Origin of the sequence: Caulobacter sp. NIBR2454 (assembly GCF_027474405.1) — a bacterium.
Classification (GTDB): domain Bacteria; phylum Pseudomonadota; class Alphaproteobacteria; order Caulobacterales; family Caulobacteraceae; genus Caulobacter.
The window spans coordinates 3,541,778-3,557,430 of record NZ_CP114871.1; the positions used below are offsets into that span (position 1 = coordinate 3,541,778).

Annotated in this window: 11 protein-coding genes; 6 read left to right on the forward strand and 5 right to left on the reverse strand. The window is 65.7% G+C overall.

The annotated features are described in order from the left end of the window. The first annotated feature begins 22 nt into the window (after positions 1–22). The 3 genes from O5K31_RS17100 to O5K31_RS17110 all read left to right on the forward strand — a co-directional run bounded on the left by O5K31_RS17100 (position 23) and on the right by O5K31_RS17110 (position 1,888). Positions 23–634 (forward strand): exopolysaccharide biosynthesis protein, encoded by a 612-nt coding sequence (locus tag O5K31_RS17100; protein WP_269714954.1) that lies wholly within the window; start codon positions 23–25, stop codon positions 632–634. Between the two features lie 49 nt (positions 635–683). Then, positions 684–1,343, forward strand: coding sequence for a ribosome hibernation-promoting factor, HPF/YfiA family (gene hpf, locus O5K31_RS17105; protein ID WP_269714955.1), 660 nt, complete (start codon positions 684–686; stop codon positions 1,341–1,343). 77 nt (positions 1,344–1,420) lie between these two features. Further along, positions 1,421–1,888, forward strand: coding sequence for a PTS sugar transporter subunit IIA (locus tag O5K31_RS17110; protein ID WP_269717091.1), 468 nt, complete (start codon positions 1,421–1,423; stop codon positions 1,886–1,888). 42 nt (positions 1,889–1,930) lie between these two features. Here the strand turns inward: O5K31_RS17110 and O5K31_RS17115 are convergent, their stop codons facing one another. The 3 genes from O5K31_RS17115 to O5K31_RS17125 all read right to left on the reverse strand — a co-directional run bounded on the left by O5K31_RS17115 (position 1,931) and on the right by O5K31_RS17125 (position 4,454). Further along, positions 1,931–2,194, reverse strand: coding sequence for a DUF1150 family protein (locus O5K31_RS17115; protein WP_269714956.1), 264 nt, complete (start codon positions 2,192–2,194; stop codon positions 1,931–1,933). 83 nt (positions 2,195–2,277) lie between these two features. Then, the gene (locus tag O5K31_RS17120) at positions 2,278–2,694 is read right to left on the reverse strand and encodes an Hsp20 family protein (protein WP_269714957.1); all 417 of its coding nucleotides are present in this window, start codon (positions 2,692–2,694) and stop codon (positions 2,278–2,280) included. Positions 2,695–2,813: 119 nt separating this feature from the next. Then, positions 2,814–4,454: a Na+/H+ antiporter gene (locus tag O5K31_RS17125; RefSeq protein ID WP_269714958.1), complete on the reverse strand. Its 1,641-nt coding sequence runs from the start codon at positions 4,452–4,454 to the stop codon at positions 2,814–2,816. Positions 4,455–4,572: 118 nt separating this feature from the next. On the opposite strand from O5K31_RS17125, the gene O5K31_RS17130 reads away from it, so the two are divergent. The 3 genes from O5K31_RS17130 to O5K31_RS17140 all read left to right on the forward strand — a co-directional run bounded on the left by O5K31_RS17130 (position 4,573) and on the right by O5K31_RS17140 (position 10,081). Next, positions 4,573–4,770: a hypothetical protein gene (locus tag O5K31_RS17130; protein WP_269714959.1), complete on the forward strand. Its 198-nt coding sequence runs from the start codon at positions 4,573–4,575 to the stop codon at positions 4,768–4,770. A gap of 71 nt (positions 4,771–4,841) precedes the next feature. Continuing rightward, a complete protein-coding gene (locus O5K31_RS17135; protein ID WP_269714960.1) occupies positions 4,842–8,099 on the forward strand; it encodes an amidohydrolase family protein in 3,258 nt (1,085 codons plus the stop codon). A 167-nt stretch (positions 8,100–8,266) separates the two neighbouring features. Then, entirely contained in the window at positions 8,267–10,081 is a 1,815-nt protein-coding gene (locus O5K31_RS17140; RefSeq protein WP_269714961.1) for a methyl-accepting chemotaxis protein, read from the forward strand. Between the two features lie 85 nt (positions 10,082–10,166). Here O5K31_RS17140 and O5K31_RS17145 read toward each other — a convergent pair whose 3' ends face one another. After that, complete coding sequence (locus O5K31_RS17145; RefSeq protein WP_269714962.1) at positions 10,167–12,764, reverse strand: M14 family zinc carboxypeptidase; 2,598 nt, start codon at positions 12,762–12,764, stop codon at positions 10,167–10,169. Between the two features lie 31 nt (positions 12,765–12,795). Then, positions 12,796–15,423 carry a TonB-dependent receptor gene (locus O5K31_RS17150; protein ID WP_269714963.1) on the reverse strand — a complete coding sequence of 876 codons (2,628 nt, stop codon included), beginning with the start codon at positions 15,421–15,423 and terminating at the stop codon, positions 12,796–12,798. Positions 15,424–15,653 lie beyond the last annotated feature (230 nt).

Sequence of the window (15,653 nt, forward strand, 5' to 3'; positions counted from 1 at the left end):
GGCGTCACGACGGGACCATCGCATGGAAGAGAACGACCGGCTCTCCGAGGTTTTGCAGGACATCTGCGATCGGCCCGAGCCGAACGTCTCAATCGGCGAAATCATGGACGAGTTTGGGCCGCGCGCCTTCGGCGCCGCTCTTCTGGTCTTTGCAGCCCCCAACCTTCTGCCGCTCCCTCCAGGCTCCTCCACGGTCCTGGGCGCCCCTCTGGTGCTGCTGGCGCCCCAGGTGGCCTTGGGCGCCGAGCATCCCTGGCTGCCTGAGCGCGTGAACCGGCAAACCCTTCGACGGGGCGACCTGCGGAGCGCTTTCGGAAAGCTGATCCCCATGTTGCAGAGGGTGGAGCGGATATCGCGCCCTCGCCTGGAGTTTCTCTTCGGACCCTTGGGAGACCGGATGATCGGGGTGGTCTGCACCGCCCTGGCCCTGGTGCTGATCGTTCCGATTCCCTTGGGAAACCTTTTGCCGGCGGCGGCGGTTTCGGCCTTCGCCCTGGCTCTGATCCAGCGCGACGGGGTCTTCGCCCTTGTCGGCTATCTCCTTACGGCCACCAGCATCTGCGTCCTCGTCCTGGGCGCAAGCGTTGTCGTGGCCAGCTTTCGGCATATCGCCGATCTGTGGCCGGGGTCATAAGACCGCGGCGCCGCTTGACAGTCTGAAAACGGAGGCGTTCGCTAAGCACATGCAAGTCCAGATCTCAGGCAAACACGTCGCTGTCGGTGATGCCCTGCGGACGCGGGTCACCGACGAAATCTCCTCCAGCATCGGCAAGTACTTCGAACGTGGCGGCGACGCCAACGTCGTGGTCAGCAAGGACGGTCACAGCTTCCGCGTAGACTGTTCGGTGCTGCTGGCTTCGGGCCAGCATCTGGAGAGTCACGGGCTGGGCGGCGACGCCCACGGCGCCTTCGACCAGGCCCTCCAGAAGATCGAGACGCGGGTGCGGCGCTACAAGCGCCGGCTCAAGAGCCACAGCAACGCCCAGACCGCGAAGTCGGCCGAGACCGCCCAATTCTACGTCCTGCGCGCACCCGAAGGCGATGACGAGACCGAGGAGGAATGGTTCGCCGACGGCGATCAGGCGCCCCCCAGCGCCATGGTCATCGCCGAGACACAAGCCGAGCTTAAGACGATGACCGTTTCTATGGCTGTCATGGAGATGGACTTGACCGAGTCGCAGGCAATCGTGTTTAGGAACGCCGCCCATGGCGGTCTGTCGGTGGTCTACCGCCGTTCTGACGGGAACATCGGTTGGATCGATCCCGAAAGGACCACCAATGGGCATGCTTCGAGCCGTGCGAACGGCGCCGCTCTTAATGGCGCATCGTCCGGGACCCAGTAGACAGTCTGCGCGTTCATGCCCGGCCGAGATAATCGACCGGGCGACGGCCGCCTGACTTGAGCGAGCTTTCCAAGTCCATGCGTATCGAAGAGTTGTTGGACCGGCGGGCGATCTCGCCGCGGTCGAGTGCGTCTAACAAGCGTCAGGCGCTGTCGGTCATCGCCGACATCGCCGGCCGTACCTTTGGCCTCCAGTCCGACGCCGTGCTTGAGGCCCTGCTGGAACGCGAAGCCGCCGGCTCTACTGGCGTGGGCCAGGGGGTGGCGGTGCCGCACGCCCGCCTGGAAGGGCTAGATCGGATGCGCGCCGTGGTGGTCCGCCTCGACCAGCCCATCGACTTCAACGCCGTTGATGATCAACCTGTCGATCTGATGGTGGCCCTGCTGGCTCCTGTTCATTCCGCCAGCACCGAGCACCTGCGCGCACTTGCACGGGTGTCTCGCCTGCTGCGTCGCTCTGAAATCCGCGAGCAGCTGCGTCAGGCCAAGTCCGCGGACGCGATGCATGTCGTCATGGGCAGCGAGGCGGCTCCCACGGCCGCCTAAAAAGGCTGCAGGCCGCGCCCGCCAGGGCGCGGCCCTCGCCGTCTAGTGGACAGACACCGGCGCCAGCTCATGCGCCAGAGCCGCCGCCACCGCGGCCGCCTTGTCCGTGAGCACGGCCAGGCGGGCGCCGTCTGCGCGATAGACCGCATATAGGGTCTGTTCAGGATCCAGCGACAGGGCCTGCTCGGGGTCGGCGTCGGGGATCACCTCGGCGGCCTTGACCGGCCGCACATAGACAAGATCGGGCGCGCCAAGCGCGGCGAAGGCCTCGTTCGAGAAGACCGGATTTTGCAGTGTAGGCGTCATTTCGACCACCTCCTTGGAATTTGGAACGCGCCGCATGGCCGCCGGTTCAGCCGGCCGCGCCGCATCCGCGAAATGAGACAGGCTCAGCCCGCTGTTCTGATGGGTATTGTGCGCACCTGACGCTCCGGCTCGGGCCGGGCCAAATCCACATGCAAAAGCCCGTGCTCGAGGATGGCCGCCTCCACCTCCATGCCGTCCGCCAGGACAAAGGCGCGGATGAAGCCGCGGGCGGCGATGCCTCGGTGCAGATAGGCCTTGTCCTCACCCTCGCCACGTCGGCCGGCGATGGTCAGCTGTCGATCCTCGACCTGGACGAAAAGCTGATCGGGCGCGAACCCGGCCACGGCCAGGGTGATGCGCACGCCGCCGCCTTCGCGGGCCTCGACATTGTAGGGGGGATATCCCTCGCCCGCGGCCTTGGCGGCGCGCTCGATGAGATTTCGGGTGTGGTCAAAGCCCAGCAGGAACGGGCTGTCGAAAAGCAGGGTACGGGTCGTCATCGCGTCTTGAGCCCTTGAACAAGCGACTCCCGCCGCCGGCCCAAGCGGCGCCGGATGCGGTTGCTTTTCTAGGTGGCGACGAGCGGCCCGGGGCGCAAGGGATGACTTGGGCCAAGGCGTCAGCTGCTGCGCCAGCGGGTCTCCATCAGATCGATCTCGCGCACCAGATCGCGGGCGATATCGTCCTTGAGGGCGCGCCGCCGAACAAGGCGAAAGAGCTCGTCACGCTCGGCCTGCAAGGCGGCCAGCCGCAGGTCGCGGTCGATCTCTTCCAGCTTCTGGATCAGGGCCGCCTCGCCCGCCTCCCGCGAATGGCCATCGATGCGGCGGCGATAAAGGCCCATGATCCGCGCCGCGGCTTCGGCCTGCAGGTCGGCGTCGGCCTCGTCTCCGGGCAGTTCATGCTGCGCGCGCTCTATGGCGCGGATAGCGGCCTTGGCGGCGGCGACCCTGGCCGCGCCCTCCTCACCCTGCCGGTCGGGATCGATGGAGGCGACCAGGCCCTTCATCGCCCAGGGCAGGGCGACCGCGGCCAGGATCAGGGATACCAGGATCACCCCTGCCACCAGGAAGATCACCAGGTTTCGGGCCGGCATGGGCGAGCCGTCCGCCACGAAGAACGGGATGGTCAGCACGCCGGCCAAAGACACCGCGCCCCGCACTCCGGCCAGCGAGATCGCCGCCACCATTCGCCAGCTGGGCCTTTCGAACGCCTCGCCCCGGCGCTCGTGGCGCAGACCGGCTAGACGGATCGAGACCCACACCCACACGAAACGCAAAGCCGCCAGGGCCAGGGTGATGGCAAGGACATAGACGAGCAGCCACCACGCATCCTGCTGACCCGACTGGCGGACCGTTCTCGTCGCCTTTTCGAGGATGGAGGGCATCTGTTGACCCAGCAGCACGAAGACCGCGCCGTTGGCGGTAAAGGCCACGGTGTCCCAGACCGCGCTGCGTCGCACGCGGGTGCCCGCCTGAAGCTGACCGCCGATCTCCGCGAAGCTCATGGCCACGCCCGCGGCGACCGCCGCCAGGATGCCCGAGCAATGCAGCGCCTCGGCCGCCAGATAGGCGCCGAGCGGAATGAGCAGGCTGATCAGCACCTCAGCCCCTGGATCTTCGCCGAACCGGCGCGCCAGACGGGCCTTGATGAAGCTCACGACCAGGGTGAACCCCGCCCCGACCGCAACGCCGCCAAGCGCTAGCCACAGGAAGGTCAGCATGGCGTCGGGCAATGAGAAGACGCCCGTCACCGCCGCCGCCACGGCGAAGCGAAGACAAACCAGTCCCGAAGCATCGTTGAGCAGAGATTCGGCCTCCAAAATCCGCATCAGGCGTTCAGGAAAGGGCGTTCGACGCGTGATCGCCGAGACCGCCACGGGGTCGGTCGGCGCGAGAACAGCGGCCAGGGCGAAGGCCACGGGCAGGGGTATGGCGGGGATCAGCCAGTGGATGAACCACCCGACCCCCACGACCGTGAACACCACCAGGCCCAGGGCCAGTTGCAGGATCGGCCGCGCGTCGCGCATCAGCCCATGCTTGGGAATGCGCCAACCGTCGAGGAACAGCAGGGGCGGCAGGATGAGCAGGAAGAAGATTTCCGGCCGCAGATCGATGGTCACCCCCGCCAAGCCGGCGATGGCCGCCCCAAGGGCGACCTGGACCAAAGGCAAGGGAACCGCGACCGGCAGCATGCGCGCCAGGAACCCGCTGGCGGCCACCGCCAGCAGCAACAAAAGCACGAGGGTCACGATGGCCATGGCGGCACCATGCCGGGCGAGCGGCCCAGCTTCAACCGCCGCTGCGAGCCCTTGTCGCAGAGACCCATCAGGCGACGCCCGCTATGGATTAGGCGCTTCCTCCCACAACGAGCCTCCCATGTTCAAGCACCTGAGCGTCGGCGTCGTGTCGCATTATGCGTCATGCATGGCGGTGATCTTGATCAGCACCATCGTCGGCGCCTATGCGGCCGAGGGCATGACGCCCGCCCAATGGGTGGGCGGTCTGGCCGCCGTCATCGCGGCCATCGCCTGGGCGGTGATCGTTCGCGCCTGGCCGGCGACGACCAAGGCCTGAACCGCACAGTCTGACTGGCGCCCCGCGCGGAGTGCGGGTTAAGACTCGCTCCCTCAGTATCCGGGGGACCTATGAAGCGCCTTTTCCTGACCACCGCCGCGGGCTTGACGCTCGCCCTCGCCTCGACCGCCATGGCCCAGGACGCCAAGCCGGCCGACAAGCCCAAGTGGGACGTCGCAAATCCCCCCGGACCGGGCAAGGACGTGAAGATCGACGTCACCTCCGGCACCTGGATGGCGGTGGACGTCAGTCCTGACGGCAAGGAAATCGTCTTCGACCTGCTGGGCGACATCTATGTGATGCCGATCAGCGGCGGCGAGGCCAAGGCGATCGCCACGGGCGTGGCTTGGGACATGCAGCCGCGCTACTCGCCCAACGGCAAGTGGATCGCCTTCACATCCGACCGCGCCGGCGGCGAGAACCTGTGGATCATGGACCGCGACGGCTCCAATCCCAAGCAGGTGAGTAAAGAGACCTTCCGCCTGCTCAACTCGCCGTCCTGGACGCCGGACAGCGAGTTCGTGGTCGGCCGCAAGCACTTCACCTCCGGTCGTTCGCTCGGTGCGGGCGAGATGTGGCTCTACCACCGCTCGGGCGGCGACGGCGTGCAGCTGACCGAGCGCCGCACCCAGCAAAAGGACAGCGGTGAGCCGGCCTTCTCCCCCGACGGCCGCTATCTCTATTTCAGCGACGAGAGCACCCCTGGCGGCGTGTTCGAGTACAGCAAGGACCCCAACAGCCAGCTCTATGTGATCCAGCGCCTGGATCGCGAGAGCGGCGAGGTCGAGCCCTTCGTCACCGGCCCCGGCGGTTCGATCCGCCCGACGCCGTCGCCGGACGGCAAGTCCTTGGCCTTCGTGCGCCGCGACCGCTTCCAGTCCAAGCTCTACGTGCTCGACATCGAGAGCGGCCGCGAGACGCCGGTCTATGAGCACCTGGACCGCGACATGCAGGAGACCTGGGCGGTCCACGGGGTCTATCCCGGCATCGCCTGGACGCCGGACAACAAGTCCCTGGTGTTCTGGGCTGGCGGCAAGATCAACCGGGTGGACGTCGCTTCCAAGTCCGCGTCGGTGATCCCCTTCCACGTGGCTGGCGCGCGACGCGTGGCCGACGCCGTGCGCTTCCCCGTCGAGGTCGCGCCCGACCAGTTCGAGGTCAAGATGACTCGCTGGGCGTCCACATCGCCTGACTGCAAGAAGGCCGTGTTCGAGGCCCTGGGTCATCTGTGGATCAAGGATTTGCCCAGCGGTTCGGCTCGCCGCCTGACCAAGCAGAATGACCACTTCGAACTTTATCCGTCCTGGTCGCGCGATGGCCGCTCCATCGTCTACACGACCTGGAGCGACAAGGATTTCGGCTCGATCCGCGTGGTCTCGGCCGCCGGCGGCGAGGGCCGCAAGGTCACCAGCAAGCCAGGCGACTACGTGGAGCCGGTGTTCTCGCCCGACGGTCAGAACATCGTCTATCGCGCGACCCGCGACGGCTTCCTGATCTCCTCGGTCAACGCGCGTCAGACCGGCCTTTATTCGATCCCGGCCAAGGGGGGCGAAGCGACTCTGATCAGCAAGAAGGGCGGCACGCCGCAGTTCGGGGCCAAGTCCGACCGCGTGTTTTTCATGACCAGCGACGGCGACAAGCGCACCCTGCGCTCGGCCTCGCTGACCGGCGCGAACGAACGCTCGCACCTGACGTCGCAATGGGCGACCGAGTTCTCGGTGTCTCCGGACGAGAAGTGGCTGGCCTGGACCGAGCGCTTCAACGTCTATGTCGCGCCCTTCGTAGCCAGCTCCAAGACCCTGCAGATGGCTCCCAAGGGTTCGGCCCTACCCCAGGCCAAGGTGACGCGTGACGCCGGCGAATGGCTGCACTGGTCGGGCGACTCCAAGCGCCTGCAGTGGTCGCTGGGCAATGAGCTGTTCACCCGCGACCTGAAGGACAGCTTCGCCTTCGTCGACGGCGCGCCGGCCACCCCGCCCAAGCCGCCGGAGGCCGGGATCAAGCTTGGCTTCACCCAGGCCTATGACAAGCCGACGGGCCGCGTGGCCCTCACCGGCGGCCGCCTGATCACCATGAAGGGCGACGAGGTCATCGAGGACGGCGTCGTGGTGCTCAATGGCAATCGGATCGAGGTGATCGGCCCGCGCGCCAGCGTCACCGTCCCCGGCGACGCCAAGGTCATCGACATCGCCGGCAAGACCGTGATCCCCGGCCTGATCGACGCCCACTGGCATGGCTCCATGGGCGCCGACGAAATCATCCCGCAGCAGAGCTGGGAGAACTACGCTTCCCTCGGCTACGGCGTGACCACCCTGCACGACCCGTCCAACGACACCACCGAGATCTTCGCCCATAGCGAACTGGGCAAGGCCGGCATGGTGGTGGCGCCGCGCATCTTCGGCACCGGCGCCATCCTCTATGGGGCGACCACCGCCGGCACCGTGCAGATCGACAGCCTGGACGACGCCATGGGTCACCTGCGCCGCCTCAAGGCAGCCGGCGCCTGGAGCGTCAAGAGCTACAACCAGCCTCGCCGCGAACAGCGCCAGCAGGTCATCGAGGCGGCCCGCCAGCTGGGCATGATGGTCGTGCCTGAGGGCGGCTCGCTCTACCACAACAACATGAGCATGATCGCTGACGGCCACACCACCATCGAGCACTCGGTGCCGGTGGCCAAGATGTACGAGGATGTCGATCAGCTCTGGGGCCAGTCCAAGACCGCCTACACGCCGACCCTGGTCGTGGCTTTCGGCGGCTTCGCGGGCGACCTCTACTGGACCCAGGCCACCGATGTCTGGAAGGAGCCGATCCTCAACAAGTACGTCCCGCGCCGCCTGATCGACGCGTCCACACGCCGGCCGACCAAGGTGCTGGAGGAGGAGGCCAACCACATCAACGTGGCGCGCGAGGCCAAGGAGCTGAACGATCTGGGCGTGCCGGTATCGATCGGCGCCCACGGCCAGCGTGAAGGCCTGGGTTCGCACTGGGAGATGTGGTCCTTCGCCCAAGGCGGCATGAGCCCCCACCAGGCGCTCAGGACGGGTACGATCAATCCCGCAAGGGCCCTGGGCATGGAGAAGGACCTGGGCTCGCTGGAGGCCGGCAAGCTGGCCGACCTTGTGGTGCTGGACAACAACCCGCTGGAGAACATCCGCAACACCACCTCGATCCGCTACGTGATCGCCAACGGCCGCGTCTATGACGACAATATGGACGAGGTCGGGACCCGGATGCGCAAGCGCATGCCGTTCTGGTTCGCCGAAACCGGCGGCGAAGTGTGGAGCGCTGGCGGCCTGACCAACGCCAACACCCACACCCACGAGCACTAGACCCTTCTTTCGCTTCCTGCCGCCTACGCGGCGGGAAGCGAGCCGTGGGTGACAATCGCCCCCTCGCGGCATTTACGACCTATCGCCGCAGGGCCTTCGGCGCCCGTCAGACTTAAGAATCTATTTAGCTGTGCCGTAGATACCCCTTGATAAATTAGGGGATTTCCATGCGCTTGCGGCTCGGCGGTCTGGTCAATCTGTTCGGCGCAGCGGTGGCCGTAGGCCTGGGCTTGATGATCTTCTGCGCCTGGTTCGCGGTCGATCGCGTCCGGATCGGCGGCGCGCTCTACTCCGATATCGTGTCCGGCAAGGACCTTATCGCCGACATCCTTCCACCGCCGCTGTATCTCATCGAAGCCAACCTGGTGGCCCAGACGTTCCAGGCCGCCGGGCCAGCGGGTGATGCGGACGCCACAGCCGCCAAGCTCGCGCAGCTGCGGCGTGACTACGATGCCCGCCTCGCCCACTGGCGCGGCCAAAGCTACAATCCGCCGGCGCGCGAGATTTTGCTGGGCGAGGCCGACCGCAGCGCCAAGGAGCTTTGGGCGTCCACCGACGCGTTGATCGACGCCGCCCGGCGAGGCGATCAAGCAGCCGCCGCCGCGGCCGCCGCAAGGACCGCGGCCGCCTACGCCGACAACCGGGCCGCCATCGACAAGATCGTCCCCATCGTCACCGCCGAGAACGCGCGGGTCGAGGCCGCGGCCCAACGTGAACAGCTACGCGATCTGGCGCTTTTGGCCGGGGGCGCTTTGGCCTTGGGCCTGGTGATGGCGGGGGGCGTGTGGATGATCCGCCGCCAAATCATCCGCCCGATCGAGGCGACCACCACCTATATGGACGCCCTGGCCCAAGGAGCCTACGACCAGCCGCCGCCCTATGAGGGACGTCGAGACGAGCTGGGCGACATGGCGCGATCCATCGCCGTCTTCCGCCAGAGCGTGCTTGATCGCCGCGCCCTGCGTGAACAACAGGACAATGAGCGCGAGCGCGTTGACGCCGAGCGTCAGGCCCGCGAGGCGCAGAACGCCGCAACCGACCAGGCCCGTGATCGGGCGCTGGACGCAATCGCCGAGGGCCTGCGCCGCTTGTCGCAAGGCGATGTACACTATCGCCTCCAGACCGCTTTCGCCGGTGAGTACGAGCGCCTGCGCAACGACTTCAACCTCACCGCCGGCGAACTGGCCCTTACGGTGGCCGAGATCAGCCGCTCATCACAGGGAGTGGAGACGGGCGCCGCCGAGATCGCCAAGGCGGCCGATGACCTGTCCTCGCGCACGGAGCAACAAGCCGCCCAGCTGGAAGAGACGGCCGCCGCCCTGGCTCAGATCACCGCCATCGTGCGCGAGACCTCGCAGAAGGCCCGGCGGGCTGACGACATCGTCGGCGAAACCCGAGACGACGCCGGCAAGACCGAGAAGGTGCTAGGCGATGCGGTGCGGGCTGTGGGCGAGATCGAGTCCGCGTCTCGCGAGATCGCCCAGATCATCGGCGTGATCGACGAGATCGCCTTCCAGACCAACCTTCTTGCCCTGAACGCAGGCGTCGAGGCCGCCCGCGCCGGCGACGCCGGCAAGGGCTTTGCGGTGGTCGCCTCGGAGGTCCGCGCGTTGGCGCAGCGATCGGCTCAGGCGGCCAAGGAAATCAAGCTGCTTATCGGCGCGGCCAACGACCGCGTGAACGAGGGAGTCGATCTTGTGGGTCAGACGGGCGACGCGCTGGGGCGGATTTTGGGCCGCGTCAGCGATGTCGCCAGTCTGATCAGCGACATCGCTCAGGCCGCCGGCGATCAGGCGGGCGGCCTTGGTCAGGTGAACCTGGCTGTCGAGCAGATCGACCGCACCACGCAGCAAAACGCCGCCATGGTCGAGGAGACCACGGCCGCCGCCCATTCGCTGAAGGGGGAGGCTGACCGCCTGTCGCTGGCCATCAACAAATTCGGTCAGGGCCACAAGACGTCAGACTACACCGCCGCTGCTTGATCTGCGTCAAAAACCTCCGTTCCCACGCCAGGCGGCGGCGTAAAGAGGCGCGCGCTGCACAGCAGCGCGCTACGCCAAGATGGATTCAGGGCCTGGACGATGGCGCCAAGTGATTTGCGAAGAACAAGCTGTTGATCAGCAGCCGTTCGGTTCCAAGCCAGTATTTCCGGTGCGCCGGGTCGTCTGCGAACAGCACCACGTTGCCCTCCCCAAGTCGTGCGACTTGGGCCCAGACTGATCCAGCAGCCTGCTTACGCAGCGCTTCGGGAAGATAGCCATTGACCGTCGGTTGGGCGTCGATGCGCACCACGTTGGAGAATGGGTCGGCCACGGGCGTGAGGGTGACGTCGGACTCCTTGTTCACGAACAGGGCCCGTTGGGTAAGACCAAACGCCAACGGATGGCTGATGTCGGCGTCGGCGGAGAGCGCATTGCCGGAGCTTCGCTTTTCAGCCAGCGCGTCGCGGCGCTGAGCGAAATCCTGGCGGGGCTCGGCGTCGGGCGTAATTGGGTCGGCGGCCTTGCCGGGCGCGCCGGTCAGCCCCTTAGCTACGGCCCATTTTGAAGCCGTACCAAACGTGACTAAGGAGCCGCCCCCTTGCACCCAGCGGCGCAGGGCGGCGACTGTGTCATCGCTCCAGTCGTCATAGCGGCCTCCCGCCAGCACGATGCTGTTGTAGCCGCCAAGCGGCACACGCCGCAGCTGGTTCGGATCAAGACGCGTCGCCGGCCAGCCTAGCCGTTCACTAAGGGAGAACCAGGTCGAGCCGATTTCAGTCGCATTGACGCCCTCGCCCATAACCAGAGCGATCTTGGGCGCGCGCAGCGGCCGGATGCTTTCGCTGCCCAGATCGACCCCGGACAGGCTCCGGCCTGACGCCAGGCTGTGGGCGACGACGCCCGCCTCACGCGCGGCCTTGTCGATGATCGCCCGCACTTGCTCGCCGCTGATTGGTTGACCCACGACAGGAATGACGATGGACCCGCGCCCGAACGCGGTCTGGCCGCCTTGGGTGCTGGCCGAAAACGGCTCGAAGGCGGCGCGCGCGCGCAGGCCCCTTTGCAGAACGGCGGCCAGAACCTTGGGCGCATTGAGATCGCGCCAATCGACGGCATAGGCGTACGCCGTCTCCGTTCCGATGACCCCGCCATTCGCGACCGGCGGCTCCGTCAACGCCGCGCCGAGCGAGGGGACGCGCGAGACCCGTCCCACCGACAGGCCGTAGGCCGGCGCGATCGCGTAGGAGGTGCTCCCGTAGACGCCCCCCTTGGTCTGCGGCGTCGGTTCGAAGATCGAGTGGATCAGGCGAAATTGCGGTTGGGCCGAAGGCACCACCCAGGCGCTGCCAGGCGCGTAGTTTCTCCCGTCGATGGAGACCGGGGACGCCAGGGCATGCACCCGGATCTTGTGTTGCAAGAGAAGGTCCAGCGTCTGCCGCGAAAGGCCGGGATCGGCGGGATCGCCAAACACGAAGGCGGCGTGGCGGTACTTGCGCCCTTCCTCAACCGCTGAGCGGAAAGTCTCGCGCTGCAGGCTGAATAGCCCCGCCCGCTCGGCCACCGCGCCACGGATCGAGGCGATGCCGGTGGCGACCTGATTGCGGATGGTGAAGGCGAACTCCACGCGCCCGGCGGCGGTCTCCTGCACAAGGCCGCGGGAACTGGCCTGTTCGACCGTCACCCCGACGCCACCGTGGAAATCGGGATAGGTTGAGCCGTAGACAGCCGAGAAATTGTCGTAGTTCTCGCCGGTGTAATAGAGCGAGCCCAGGTCATCGAGGGCCTTGGCGTGGTAGCGGGCCAACACCCTGTTGAAGTCATAGGAAGCCTTCGGAAGCAACGGGCTTTCCATGCTCTCTGGCGAGGGCTCGAAGTAGTATGTGCTGCCCGACCCCATCTCGTGGAAGTCGATCTGTACATTGGGCAGCCAGCGGTGGAAGATCTCCAGCTTGGCGCGGGTCTCCTTCTGGGTGACGGCCAGCCAGTCGCGATTGAGGTCCGTGAAATAGTGGTTGGTCCGGCCGGCGGGGAAGGGCTCGACATGCTCCTTGTCGAACGGGTCGGCGACCGGCGGGTTATTCTTCCAGGCATTGTGCCAATTGGCGGCCCGGTCGCGCCCGTCCGGGTTCTGAGCCGGATCGATGACGATCACCGCCTTGTCGAGCCAGTCCTGCACTTCGGCGGAACGTCCGGCCGCAAGGTAGTAGGCGGTGAGCAGCGCCGCCTCCCCGCTCGAGGTCTCGTTGCCATGGACGCCGTAATAGAGGCCGACAACCACGGGGGTGCGGGCTGGGTCCGGCGTGGGGGCGGATGGATCGGCCACCGCGGCGTGGGCTCTTTGAAGTTCATCTAGCCGCCCGTGGTTGGCGGCCGAGGTGACGATCACCGACAGCAGGGGGCGGCCCTCATAGGTGCGCCCGATCTCATCAACACGGATTCTGTCCGACAGCAGGTCCAGTTCCTTGAGGTAGGCCGCCACCTGGTCATGGCGCGTGTAATGCGAGCCGATCGGGTAACCGAGGAAAGCCTCTGGCGAGGGGATGGACGGGTCGAAGTCGGCCGCGGCGGCTTGCGGGAAGAAGTACGTGGTTTGCGCCACGGCCACTTGGGGCGACGATGCAAGCACGGCGGCGGCGAGGAGCGCCGCAGGGGCGGCGTTCCGGAGCCAGGTCTTCAGCGACATAGGTTCTATCCGAGAAAGAAATGATGAGAGCTTAGAGACGATAGTCGAAACCGATCTGGAAATAGCGTCCGCGCAGATCGTACTGGCTGAAGTCGTACGGCGCGCGAATGCCTGGGAAGTTGGCGTCGTACGGCGGCTTCTCGCCGAAGAGGTTCTCGACCTTGGCGTAGAAGGTCACCTTCTCCACGCCCGACCATCCGACATAGAGGTCAAATTGATTGTAGTCATCGACTCGGCTCTGTCCCGCAACCGTCGGGATGAGGTCGTAACCGCTGGTGTGGTACCAGGTTACGTTGGCGTCCAGGTCGGCGAAGTTCCAGCCGAGGCGCGTGGTGGCCTTGTCGGCCGGCAAAGTGGCGCCCCGGTTGTTGCCGGCATAGTTGATCAGAGGCCCCCCAACCGCCGCTGGACGCCGGTAGTCGATGACATGGGTGTAGGCGCTTGAAAGGGAGAAATCCCCGAACCGCTCGGTCTGAAGCCGCTGACTGAGCTCGACGTCGAAGCCCGACGTTCTGAGCTCGGTGAGGTTCTGGTAGCGGTTGTAGACGGCCACAAGCTTGCCGCGGGCGTCGCGGATCACGTCAGCGGGATTGTTGGTCTGGACGATGGTGGTGGTGTTGTTGGTGCCGATCAGGTTGTCCAGCTCGATCCGGTACCAATCGATGCTCAGCACGGTGTTGCGGCGCGGCGTCACGACGAGGCCTAGGTTGTAGGATTTGGTGCGCTCCGGCTCAAGGTTGGTGTTCCCGACAGTGAAAAAGGTCGGGCTCTGACGCGAGCCGCGGATATCGGGATCATAAGGATCGACCACGGTGCCGTAGGAGATGTTGGTCGACGCCGAGTTCTCTGACAGAGATGGAGCCCGAAACCCCTTCGAAGCCGACGCCCGGACCGTCAGGATATCGAGCGGCCGCCAACGCAACCCGGCCTTTGGCGAAAAGGCGCTGCCAAAATCGCTATAGTGGTCGCCCCGTCCGGCGAGCTGAAGCTCCAAGTTCGACAGGATCGGAAGATTGAGCTCGGCATAGCCGGCGACAACCTCCCGCTCGCCGTCCACGGCGGCGATGGCCGGGCGGATTTGTAGCCCCGCATCGATCTGCCACGGATTTTTGGAGACAAGGCTTTCCTTGCGATACTCTATGCCCGCGGCGTAGCTGATCGGCCCGGCCGGCAATTCGAAGAGCTCACCGGAAAACTTGAAGTCGGCGCCGTAAAGCTCAGACTTGGCGGGGCGCACCGTGCTCAGGCGAATGCCATCAAGCACGGCTGTCGGCGTTGCGCCGGGTTCGTGCAGATTCAGGCTGCCGTTCGCCAGAGCGGCGGCCAGGCTCCAGCGGTTGGCGAAGCCGGCCGCCACTGTCTCGCGTTCGTCGCTGGCTGAGGCGAAGGCGGCGAACTCCCATTCGATCCGGCCGCCGTCCCCACGCACCCCGGCCAAGGCGCGATAGGCCTTGGAGATGTTGGTCTTGAGCGACTGGCCGAGGTCAAAGAAGGTGTATTCGATCTGCGTCGGCGTCCCATAGGGATTGTAAGGGCTGTTGGCCGGCAGGAGATTTGAAACTGGCTCGGCCAGACCTGTATTGGCGTTCAGCGCGAAGCGCCCGCCCTCCAGCGTGAAATATGGGCTCGAGCCGAAGATGGAGGCCCCCTTGATGTAGCTATAGATGACCTCGCCGAAAGCCTCGACGTTCGGGGACAGCCGAGCAGTCCCGTGAAGATAGGCCTGATAGCGATCGGTCGAAGGGATGAGCGTGGTGTAGGGCGCCAGATTGATGGCGCAGGTATTGCCGGCGAGGCCGTCGATCGGCGCGCTCGCCGTCAGCAGCATGCCCTCCGGGCAGCGACCCGCAGAGTCCACCAGGGGTACGGACGCTCCGTTTACAAGAAAGCGGGCCCCTTTGGCGCTCCAGCCGTTCCATCGACCACCTGGCCGGCCTGAGTAGATGCCGGAGTCGGTCAACTCGCGTTGATCCTGGTCCAGACGCTCGCGCTCATAGGCTTCGGCGCTGAAAAGGATGTTCCATCCGTCATCGTCAATATCGCCAAAGCCCGCGACAAGCTTGCCGCGCCAAGTGTCGAGACCCCCTTCACCCGACGTCCCGTAGCTGGCGCCGCCCTCCACGCCTTGGAAGTTCTGGCGGGTGATGATGTTGACGACCCCCGCCACGGCGTCCGAGCCGTAGACGGCCGAGGCGCCGTCCTTCAGCACCTCCATCCGCTGCACCGCGTTCAGCGGGAGGGCGTTCAGATTGACGAAGGTGTCGGACAGTCCGTTGGATGGAAAACCGTAGTTGGCGACCCGCCGCCCGTTCAGGAGCACCAGGGTGTTCTTCTGCGACAGGCCCCGAAGGCCGATGCCGGCCGAACCGGACGCCCAGCCGCTGTTGCTGGTCTCATTGGTGGAGTTGCCCGTGTTGGCCGAGATCGAACGCAGAAGGTCGGCGACGGTGACCTTGCCGGAGGTCTGAACCTCTTCTTGGCCGATGACTTGGACAGGGTTGAAGCCCTGCGCACGGGCGCTGCGGATATTGGTGCCCGTAATCACCAACTCCTCAACTTCGGCCGCGCCTCCGCCGCCTGATGCGCCCTGTGCATGAACGAGAGCTGGCACACTTGCGGACGCCAGAGCGGCCAAGACCGCGATGGTGATTTTCGACATGGATGATCCCCACTTAAATCAGACTAGTTTTGTAGGAATTAAATGCGAGGAGGGATTGGCCTAAGCCAGAAAATCTATCCCAGTGTTAAGTGGGGGCGCGAGCGCTGGCTCCTATCTTCATTGAACAGAAGACTACAATCGGGCGCTAAAGCGCCTAATCAAGGAGCTAGAAAAACTGCAAAGATCAATTCCTATTTGTTGAGTAGGGTTTCGCCGTAGACGGCGTCCCT

Excerpts from the sequence above, each read along its gene's own strand:
- O5K31_RS17150 (WP_269714963.1), bottom strand. The coding sequence starts at position 15,423 with ATGTCGAAAATCACCATCGCGGTCTTGGCCGCTCTGGCGTCCGCAAGT.
- hpf (WP_269714955.1), top strand. The coding sequence starts at position 684 with ATGCAAGTCCAGATCTCAGGCAAACACGTCGCTGTCGGTGATGCCCTG.
- O5K31_RS17145 (WP_269714962.1), bottom strand. The coding sequence starts at position 12,764 with ATGTCGCTGAAGACCTGGCTCCGGAACGCCGCCCCTGCGGCGCTCCTC.
- O5K31_RS17135 (WP_269714960.1), top strand. The coding sequence starts at position 4,842 with ATGAAGCGCCTTTTCCTGACCACCGCCGCGGGCTTGACGCTCGCCCTC.
- O5K31_RS17130 (WP_269714959.1), top strand. The coding sequence starts at position 4,573 with ATGTTCAAGCACCTGAGCGTCGGCGTCGTGTCGCATTATGCGTCATGC.
- O5K31_RS17125 (WP_269714958.1), bottom strand. The coding sequence starts at position 4,454 with ATGGCCATCGTGACCCTCGTGCTTTTGTTGCTGCTGGCGGTGGCCGCC.
- O5K31_RS17100 (WP_269714954.1), top strand. The coding sequence starts at position 23 with ATGGAAGAGAACGACCGGCTCTCCGAGGTTTTGCAGGACATCTGCGAT.
- O5K31_RS17110 (WP_269717091.1), top strand. The coding sequence starts at position 1,421 with ATGCGTATCGAAGAGTTGTTGGACCGGCGGGCGATCTCGCCGCGGTCG.
- O5K31_RS17140 (WP_269714961.1), top strand. The coding sequence starts at position 8,267 with ATGCGCTTGCGGCTCGGCGGTCTGGTCAATCTGTTCGGCGCAGCGGTG.
- O5K31_RS17120 (WP_269714957.1), bottom strand. The coding sequence starts at position 2,694 with ATGACGACCCGTACCCTGCTTTTCGACAGCCCGTTCCTGCTGGGCTTT.
- O5K31_RS17115 (WP_269714956.1), bottom strand. The coding sequence starts at position 2,194 with ATGACGCCTACACTGCAAAATCCGGTCTTCTCGAACGAGGCCTTCGCC.